Here is a 343-nt window from a genome sequence, read left to right on the forward strand (position 1 = left end):
TGGCGCGCTCGTGGTCGATGCGCTTGGTGTTCCGGGCATTGCGGCGGCTGACGATCTCGTCGATGAAGCCGCGATAGCCGGCGAGATCATCGAAGTCGGCAGTGCCGCGCAACAGCAGCGCATCGGCGATCGTGCGCTTGAGATGACCATGCGAGCTCTCGATCGCCCCGTTCTCGTGGGCGATGCCGCGATTGTTGCGGGAAGGCCGCATGCCGTAATGGGCGCAGAGGTCCTCGTACCGCCGGGTCAGATCGTCCCTCGCATTACGGTCGAGATTGCAGAAGGCGGCCGACAGGCTGTCGGTCCGATGCTCCCGCGGTGCCCCACCGAGCGACCACAGAGC

The 343-nt window shown here is 65.9% G+C and carries 1 protein-coding gene; it reads right to left on the reverse strand.

Annotation, left to right across the window (positions count from 1 at the left end):
- The coding region (locus AC0L2O_RS36510) for an IS21 family transposase (RefSeq protein ID WP_473373166.1) at positions 1-343 on the reverse strand (343 nt) is incomplete at both ends.

It is taken from the genome of Bradyrhizobium sp. Kon10 (assembly GCF_055807395.1).